10 protein-coding genes and 1 pseudogene are annotated in these 8,970 nt (G+C 50.2%); 9 read left to right on the top strand and 2 right to left on the bottom strand.

Going from position 1 to position 8,970, the window contains the following annotated elements; genetic code table 11:
* The 8 genes and pseudogenes from FY046_RS23095 to speG all read left to right on the top strand — a co-directional run.
* Positions 1-113, top strand: a pseudogene (locus FY046_RS23095) (RNase A-like domain-containing protein); the annotation flags it as partial.
* A gap of 13 nt (positions 114-126) precedes the next feature.
* Positions 127-429, top strand: coding sequence for a hypothetical protein (locus FY046_RS23090; protein ID WP_159338577.1), 303 nt, complete (start codon positions 127-129; stop codon positions 427-429).
* A gap of 586 nt (positions 430-1,015) precedes the next feature.
* A complete protein-coding gene (locus tag FY046_RS23085) occupies positions 1,016-1,867 on the top strand; it encodes a PA4780 family RIO1-like protein kinase (protein WP_200643665.1) in 852 nt (283 codons plus the stop codon).
* Positions 1,868-2,117: 250 nt separating this feature from the next.
* On the top strand, positions 2,118-3,152 hold the full coding sequence (locus tag FY046_RS23080) for a hypothetical protein (protein ID WP_212815656.1): 1,035 nt from the start codon (positions 2,118-2,120) through the stop codon (positions 3,150-3,152).
* Positions 3,153-3,280: 128 nt separating this feature from the next.
* Positions 3,281-4,288 carry a BamA/TamA family outer membrane protein gene (locus FY046_RS23075; protein WP_446186520.1) on the top strand — a complete coding sequence of 336 codons (1,008 nt, stop codon included), beginning with the start codon at positions 3,281-3,283 and terminating at the stop codon, positions 4,286-4,288.
* Positions 4,288-5,433 (top strand): DUF4056 domain-containing protein, encoded by a 1,146-nt coding sequence (locus FY046_RS23070; protein ID WP_446186519.1) that lies wholly within the window; start codon positions 4,288-4,290, stop codon positions 5,431-5,433. Before FY046_RS23075 ends, FY046_RS23070 begins: the two co-directional genes overlap by 1 nt.
* A gap of 410 nt (positions 5,434-5,843) precedes the next feature.
* Entirely contained in the window at positions 5,844-6,710 is an 867-nt protein-coding gene (locus FY046_RS23065; protein WP_133845807.1) for a nucleoside-specific channel-forming protein Tsx, read from the top strand.
* 113 nt (positions 6,711-6,823) lie between these two features.
* Positions 6,824-7,390 carry a spermidine N1-acetyltransferase gene (gene speG / locus FY046_RS23060; protein ID WP_133845806.1) on the top strand — a complete coding sequence of 189 codons (567 nt, stop codon included), beginning with the start codon at positions 6,824-6,826 and terminating at the stop codon, positions 7,388-7,390.
* 42 nt (positions 7,391-7,432) lie between these two features.
* Here speG and FY046_RS23055 read toward each other — a convergent pair whose 3' ends face one another.
* Both FY046_RS23055 and FY046_RS23050 read right to left on the bottom strand, forming a co-directional pair.
* Positions 7,433-7,855, bottom strand: a complete 423-nt coding sequence (locus FY046_RS23055; protein WP_166653754.1) for a hypothetical protein — start codon at positions 7,853-7,855, stop codon at positions 7,433-7,435.
* A 112-nt stretch (positions 7,856-7,967) separates the two neighbouring features.
* Entirely contained in the window at positions 7,968-8,303 is a 336-nt protein-coding gene (locus tag FY046_RS23050; protein WP_133845804.1) for a DUF2002 family protein, read from the bottom strand.
* A 151-nt stretch (positions 8,304-8,454) separates the two neighbouring features.
* Here FY046_RS23050 and FY046_RS23045 point away from each other — a divergent pair, with 151 nt between their 5' ends.
* Positions 8,455-8,778, top strand: coding sequence for a DUF883 family protein (locus FY046_RS23045; protein ID WP_133845803.1), 324 nt, complete (start codon positions 8,455-8,457; stop codon positions 8,776-8,778).
* The last annotated feature ends 192 nt before the right edge of the window (positions 8,779-8,970 follow it).

Here is an 8,970-nt window from a genome sequence, read left to right as displayed (position 1 = left end):
CGTTTCTCGGGAGTGTGCTGGAGCTGGCCGGTGCCACTACCCTTTGCCTGGTCCCGGAACCTACCGGAGCGACGAAAGCGGGATGCATTATTGTGGGGGCGCACAGTCTGGATGGGAAGTGAAATCATGATTGATTACAAAAATATCAGAACATACTTCTCTGTATTTCTCGGTAATGATATCGATGCGTATGGAGAAACTTACCCTGAAGTTGTGGACTCTTCGATAGACGTTATTGGTGCAATAGATAATGATCTTATTGATGAAATCGATAAATTTCTTGCTGAATATCCAACAAATGAGCTGGCTGGACCCGCCATGAACCTAATTACTGAAAACAGAGTTGGCGATTGCGCCGGGTTTCCCCCAACGTTAATCGACTTCCTGACCTGGCTCTCAGCTTACCTGAAACAAAAGCGTGACGAATAAATATGAAGCCCGCTACTCAACGCTGCGGGACAGCAGGCTGAGTGCTACCACAGGTGTACGGATGGTTATAGCCAGTGATTTAAGTCCTTTGGGCACCTCACCAACGGCCAGATCGTGACGGCTGTTTCCTTCAGCTGAATCAGGCGCAGATAGTCGATGGCAATCAGCGCCGTCTTTGACTGCTGTTGCTTGTGGCAATTCTCGCCCAGTCTTCATCCCATATCCCCCCGAAGCCGCAGAGGCCTTTCTTACCCGGGTTCATCTGACATCCTCTACGGTTTCATGGTATGGTGCCGGGCTGTAACGTCATCATGTACAATCCGTTAGCAGGATGGCACCATCCCCCGGTTTTTTAGCATCCCCCACGTTGATTTGCACTGCTACGCACAGGGGCAGCCGTGGCGCATTCCGGGCATCTTATGGCGTCACAGTTTCGCTTTCTGCCGGGCCTGTCTACGGGTATCATCGCTACGCTCCTGGCACCGGTTCGGCCTGGTATAATATAGATTCAAAATTTGCCATTTTTTCCAGTACCGCCGTCTTTGTTATTGATACGAAAATCGGCTGAAATAAGGTATAAAGCCGCATGAAAATTCCCAACAGACTCCAGCCTCTGGTTGATGATGGCCTGATAGACGATGTGCTTCAGCGACTAAAAAGCGGTAAAGAAGCAGACGTTTACACCGTTTTATGCGGTGACAATATCCGCTGCGCCAAAGTTTATAAAGAAGCAACCCAGCGTAGCTTCAAGCAAGCCGTGCAGTACCAGGAAGGGCGTAAAGTCCGTAATACCCGTAATGCCCGTGCCATGCAAAAAGGCTCAAAGTTCGGCCGTAAGCAACAGGAAGAGACCTGGCAAACGGCAGAGGTTGATGCCTTGTTCCGCCTGGCGAATGCCGGAGTTCGCGTGCCACAGCCCTATCTTTGTATGGACGGGGTGTTGTTGATGGAACTGGTCACTGATGCAGACGGTGGAGTTGCCCCACGTCTCAGTGATGTGACCTTAACGGAAGAGATGGCCGTTACTGATTTCCACGAGATGATCCGCAATATCGTGCGCATGTTGTGTGCAGGGATTGTGCATGGTGATTTATCGGAGTTTAACGTGCTGCTGGATGCACAAGGGCCGGTCATTATCGACTTACCCCAGGCCGTTGATGCCGCCGCTAATAATCATGCTGAATCCATGTTTGAGCGTGATGTGAATAACATCACTACTTACTACGGCCAGTTCGCACCACAGCTTCTGCAAACACGTTATGCGAAAGAAATCTGGTTGCTGTATGAAGACGGCAAATTAACACCAGAAGCCCCGCTCACCGGTCTGTTCGTTGAAGAGGTCCATGATGTGGATATGGATTCCCTGATGGATGAAATCATCTCAGCAGAAGATGAGTTTTACGACCGTCAGCGAGCAGCCCAGGAACGCGAAGATTAATAAGAGAGTGCGCCAGGTTACAGCAGCAGGATGATGACAGCCCACAAGGTTAATACTGGTGGGCTTATTTAACACTGAACCGATAGCGTAGAAAAATGTGATACCTTGCCATGTTATAAAATCTAATACCTCCCTTCCCTAACAGCCGCTACAAAGTGCTCCTCCTTAAGACATCGCATTTTCTGAAATGAAACCCCCTCTCGCTGTCGTTATGCTGCAGTCCCTCACTTCTTAAAATACATGGATTGTTATGATGAAGAATTATCCTCACGCGACAGCGAGACTGCTTTTCGGCATTTTTTTTTGTACAGCCCCGGTCACAGCCGCCCTTGCCGGTGTCCCAAACGCAATACGTACGCCGCTTTCACTCGACTATAACGGTGATAATGTCGATTTGAAGAAAGAAAAAGAAGCAAAAGAAGCAGAAGCAACAAAGTCCCCAGACTTATTTGGCCCAACGACAGGACCGCTGCCTTTCTTTGGTGAGGAAATACGCAAGCGGGGTTATGACTTGCCCGATCCTTATGGGATTGGCTATAACCATATGAATATGCGCCAGAACATCAAAGTTAATAGCATCGACTTTTCCGGACTTAAACTTTTCGGCTTTCCTATCCCTCAGAGCATTTTTAAAATCGATGTCGGCCACACGCGGGAAAGGTCTCTGACTGATACCGCGAAACTGGATACCTGGTTATTCCCTTTCTTAAATATTTACGCGGTTGTCGGGCATACCAAGGGAAGTTCAAACTCTACTGTTTCCGTTAATGCACCCATCATCGGAAAAATGTCAGATATCGATTTTATCCTGAAATTCAAAGGGACCACCTATGGTGCGGGCACAACACTGGCCTATGGCTACCATAACTGGTTTGGCACTATGGATTTCAATTATACCCGTACGAACTTTGATATCCTTGACGGTAGTACTACCGCCTATACGTTTACGCCGCGCATTGGGTATCGTTTTACCGTTCCTGGATCAACGAAATATTCTATTCCCGTTTCTCACGCCAGTTTATGGGTTGGCAGCATGTACCAGGATGTTTCCCAGAATTTCGGTGGCAATCTGAGCAATCTACATATGCCGGCTAATTTGATTAACCTGGTTAACTTCGTTAATAAAGACAAAGAAGGACGCTTTCGTGTCAAACAGCACCTCCAGTCGCCCTGGAATATACTGGTGGGTGGTCAGTACGAATTGACACGTAACTTTAATGTCATGACTGAAGTGGGCTTTGAGAAACGTAATAGTATTATGGTTGGCGGCGAGTTCCGTTTCTAAATATGCGCTATTTCCGCGCCCTGTTAGTGGGGTTATTGTTAATTCCAACTTTGTCTGAGGCAACATTATTACCCAGCAGGGCGACAGTCGACGGCTATCTTGCCAGATTCAGCTCAGACCCTGTTGATATGCACAAAAGGATCGACTGGGGCGTTGTGCCAGGCCCCTTTTATACTCCCGAGCTGGGCATTGGCATCGGGGTGGCGGCTGTAGGCTTTTATCGTCCCGATGAAGAACAACAGCGGGCCCCGATTTCGTCGCTCTCACTGACCGGATTTGTCAGCTCTACAGGCGCCTTTGGCGTTGGTTACGAAAACAACACATTTCTGCGTAATGACCAATGGCGTTTTATTCTGAGCGGCGATGTCAGCTATCGCCCACTGGATTATTGGGGCCAGGGATATGCGGAGGGCCATCACCAGCGAGGGAAACAGTCCTATAACTCGCGCACCCTGTCGTTCAATCCAGAGATCCTGTATCGATTACAGGCGCATACCTATGTCGGTATGGGGGGGGCCCTCGCCTATGAGAAGGCAACCGGACTACAGAATAAGGCGGCAGGCAGTTTCTTCCAGCATCCGGTACCGCTAAACGAGCTTAACACCGGTGTCAGTTTGCTATTCAGCTACGACACACGAGATGTCACCATTAACCCCTCTAAGGGACAGTTGTTGAATCTCCGCTACACCGATTACCTCCCGGAATTAGGCGGAGATAACCGACTCGCCATCTGGGATATGCAATACAACCTTTACCACGCCGTCAACCCAACCACGCTGCTGGCATGGGATCTGTACGGCCGTTTTGCCGGCGGCAATGTGCCCTGGACGATGGACGGCACACTCGGCGACAGCCATCACCTGCGCGGTTACTACCAGGGACGATATCGCGACCGCAATGTGGTCACTACGCAGATTGAACTGCGTAAAAAACTCAGCTGGCGACATGGAATGGTTGCCTGGGCTGGCGCAGGCAGTATGTCTCCCCATCCCAGTGAGGTTCTGGACGGGCATTGGCTCCCTTCTGTCGGTATCGGCTATCGTTTTGAAATTAAGAAAAGAATGAATTTGCGTCTGGATTACGGTGTAGGACAGAAAAGCTCAGGCTTCTATTTTCAGGTTGGAGAAGCCTTCTGATGAAAAAAGTACTGCTCCTGTTATGCCTGTTCCTTAACGCCTGCCATGCCAGTATTCCCCTGACTGATAAGCCGATAACGCCGGGTGATTTTCAGCTTCCGCCCACACCCGCGCAACACGTCTGGCCAGCGATCCTGCCACTCCCTCCTCCTGATGGTCTGCGCCCTTGTTGTGCTTTTGGCTATAACATTCGGGCTAAGCTTTTAGGGGTTCCTGTCCCCTTTTTTCAATTACGTAATGTCGTCGATCCTGATAACACGGGAAAGCATCACTATAACGACAGCTGGAAAAGCATCTTTACGACACTTACGGGAATAAACAGCGAGCTCAACGGTATTATCTATACCCGACGGGGCGGATTTATTGACCTTGCTCATGTGCGTGATACCGCGGATAACACGCTATGGCTGTTCAGCAAAATTTGGCCAGCGCTGGGGCGTGCTACCACGATAAAGATGAGCGATGAACTCGGGCAACGCATTATCCGACTACGGCAGTTCTCGCCCCCTGAAGACATGCTGGCGCGTTACAATCTGAGTGTCAGTCTGGCGGCTTACCTCGCCTTTCAGCTCGCCGCCTGGCATGAGGTCGCTCAGTGGTATGGCTTCGAGTCCGTACCCGGCTATCCTGAAACCGTTTCCGCATTTTCACCAGAAGATCTCTATTCCAATCTGCTAGGGGCGCGCATGGCTACAGATATACTTAATTCGGGCGGAGCATCATCACTGCCGCAGTATCAATATTCGATGGCACAGATGCTTCCGCTGGCGCTCGCACAGCTACAAGCCGTCAGCCCGCAAGCCACCCGCTTTCACTTTGATATGCTGGATGGCATATGGTGGAACAACCATTGTCGCCTGCCCGACAAATTTCTGGTGCGTCTGCGCAACTACAGCGTCAGTCACCAGCGGCTGCCGTCGCGTCCTGCGGATACTGTGCCGGAACTGTGGCTGACGTTACCCGATCATTTTGACCATCGTCCGTTGTCACAATTTGCACGACTTGAAATCTGGCGCGGTGATCGTATGGCTAACCTGCCTTCGCCGTCATTGATGTATAGCGATGATGATTTTGTCACTCTGGCGCAACAGGCAGCAAAAAATGACCGCCACGCCCTGGCAAAAATCGGTAACCAGTGTGATTAACGCCCCCCTGCCAACCCTCCGTAATATAAGAAAATATTATTAATAACCAGAGAGCGTGAAGCACACTCCTGGTGTTTCAGTATGTCCACTCTCCCCGTATTTCTGCCATTTCCGGCAGGCAACCGTTTTCGCTTTGCCACAAACGGCCCTAAACCCCATTACGGGAAAAGTTCCCCTCACACGGCACTTTAATGTGACATTCATCACACTTTAACTGAATTAAAATGAAACTGAATTTGACAAGTGTGAGCAATCTCTATTTCCTAATGCCCTGATAGCGGCACACTGCCGCAGTATTCATGGCGGGTGTTTTTGTTACAGTCACAAGCACCCATTTGTCGCCCGTAGATAACATGACCCGACCAGCGCGCTGGCTGCCGAGCAGGGTCTCAGAGCATGTGGTAATAATAATGAAATATAAAATTATGATGGCTGGCGCACTGGCAGCACTTTCCTATACCAATGTTTCTCTCGCCGAAACCAACAGTCCGGAATATGTTTCTGACTGGTGGCATCAGAGCGTGAACGTCGTAGGAAGCTATCACACCCGCTTCGGGCCGCAGCTGAACAACGACGTCTATCTGGAATATGAAGCGTTTGCGAAAAAGGACTGGTTCGATTTCTACGGCTACATCGACGTTCCTAAATTCTTCGGCGTGGGTAACGGTAACGATGTCGGCGCGTGGGATGATGGTTCTCCGTTCTTCATGGAGATCGAACCGCGCTTCTCTATTGATAAACTGACCGGCACCAACCTTGGTTTTGGTCCGTTCAAAGAGTGGTATTTCGCCAACAACTATATCTACGATATGGGCGACAACAAGGCGAGCCGCCAGAATACCTGGTATATGGGTCTGGGTACCGACATCGACACCCATTCTGATGTGGGCCTGTCACTGAACGTGTATGCCAAATACCAGTGGGAAAACTACGGTGCAGCCAATGAAGACAGCTGGGACGGCTACCGCTTCAAGGTGAAATACTTCGTTCCACTGACTCAGCTGTGGGGCGGCAACCTGACCTATATCGGCTTTACCAACTTTGACTGGGGTTCTGACCTCGCCGATAAAGCCGGCCCGTCACGCACCAGCAACTCTATCGCGTCCAGCCATATTCTCTCGCTGGGCTACGATCACTGGCACTACTCTGTTGTGGCGCGTTACTTCCACAACGGCGGCCAGTGGAATGACGGCACCGAGTTGAACTTCGGTAAAGGTGATTTTAACGTGAAATCAAACGGTTTCGGTTACTACCTGGTTGTCGGTTACAACTTCTGATAACCCGGGGATATCCCCAATGCTGACATAACGCGCCTGAGGGCGCGTTTTTTTTGCCTGCAATAAACCGCTATACTCCTCCGGCAATATTGCGTCCGCTAAAAGGAATTTTTATGTCTGCCAAGTCTGTTGATCACAGTGTGAAACTGCGCCCGCTCGAACGCGAGGATCTGCGTTTTGTTCATCAACTGGATAACAACGCCAGCGTGATGCGTTACTGGTTTGAAGAGCCGTACGAGGCGTTTGTTGAGCTGTCCGATCTCTACGACAAGCATATCCACGATCAGAGCGAACGTCGGTTTGTGGTTGAACACGATGGAAGTAATGCCGGGCTGGTTGAACTGGTGGAGATTAATCATATCCACCGTCGTGCAGAGTTTCAGATAATTATTGCCCCCAGCCATCAGGGAAAAGGGCTGGCCAGTAAAGCCGCGAAACTGGCGATGGATTACGGATTTTCGGTCCTTAATCTCTACAAACTTTACCTGATCGTCGATAAAGAGAACGAAAAGGCCATCCATATTTACCGTAAGCTGGGCTTTGAAATTGAAGGCGAGCTGATCCACGAGTTCTTTATCAACGGTGAATATCGCAATACCATCCGCATGTGCATTTTCCAGCATCAGTATCTGGAAAAATTTAAACCCGCGCAGGGTATGGTCAAAACCACGGCGCAGTAAACAACAACGGCAGGTGGGATAGCCCGACCTGCCGTTGTTCGTTTAGCCGCCTCGCGCGCCAACCGGATTCATGATGGTCTGTAAGCGTTCCGGTTCAATCTTATACATGCCCCCGTAGAACGGGTCGACCACCAGCCAGCCAGGGATGCCAAGCAGCGGAATGTTGCCCAGCAGATACCACAGGTTCGGGCTCTCTTTCAGTGGGAGCGTTTGCGGAACATAGCCTGCGCGCTCCAGCATCACCAGATACTTTTTCTTACCGAAGTAGTTGCCGTTAGACTTCTGCAGCGTAACGGTTTTTGGCGTGTAACCTTCGGCCACCGCTTTACCCGTTTCATCCTGTACCACAAACTTCACCCCTGGGGGCTGAGTCTGAAGCGTCACATCCTGGGTTTCACTACCGACAATCGTGGCGCAACCACTTAACATCCACGCTGCTGCCAGCGCTGCTATCAGCCGTTTCATCATTCATCCTGCCTGAATCCATCATGCTAACAGTCTACGCGTCAGATAAGGCAAGCTAGCGCGTTAATAGCGCGACGAATTGGTGGTTTATTCAGCCATTGGCACGCTGGGGTTAACCAAACATTCTTTCCAGATAGCGTTCCAGCGCAACGCGTGAGCTGAAACCATGAGGGATGCCGTAGTGATCGTTTGATTCCCCGACCAGATACATCGGGAAACGGACGTAATGGTCGCAGGTTTTAACATCCGATGATGCCGTGGCGATCGCCTGGCTTCGCTCCTTGAGCGTTGGGTGAATGACCAGAGCGGTTCGACCCAGACGTGCCTCACGGTTAACATACACATAGTCTTCACCGCGACAGTAACCGTAAGTTTTTGCGGTGACCGCATCCATCTCAAATCCCGCTTTTTCCAGTACGCGAGCTACCTCATCAGGTCGTAAATACATACTTGCTCCTCTAAGTCTGCTAACCCGGCAACCTTACAACAGGCTGCACAGTCAGCGCTTTCGGAATAGTCCATAAACGCCCTGTCGTGCATGGCGTTCTCTGCGTGTGTTCTATACTTAATAGTACGTTTTCAGAGTAAGGGAGCAAAAAATGTTCAACCGGACCACAAAAAATAACGATATAGACCTGAATCAGGATGTTTCTCTGCTGGCTGATAGCCTGGATGATTTATTGAAATCCTGGGGAAGCAAATCAAAGGAAGAAGCGGATGAGGCACGCTCTCGGGCCGAATCCCTGTTGAAAGAGACGCGGGCCAAACTCCATGGCCGCAACCGCGTAACCCAGGCCGCGAAAGACGCCGGAAATCATGTCGACAACTACATCCACGATAAGCCCTGGCATGGTGTAGGTATCGGTACCGCACTGGGTATCCTCGTTGGGGCGCTTATTGCCACCACCACATCCAGCAGATAGTCGAAAAATTTGCGTTAGAAAAAGAGGCCCGTGGCGAAAGCTGCGGGCTTTTTTTGTCAGCAAAACTTTTTAATCGGGCGCAATCCTTGTGGCACAAGGCTTCAGTGTGAGCTGACTTAACAAATACTAAAATCCTATATGTTGTGTGGTTGCATTTCGGCGACACTATATCTAGTATCTACCCCATCAAGA

The sequence above is a fragment of the Erwinia sp. 1181_3 genome, from assembly GCF_052824965.1.
This window is presented reverse-complemented; position numbering and strand designations above follow the sequence as displayed.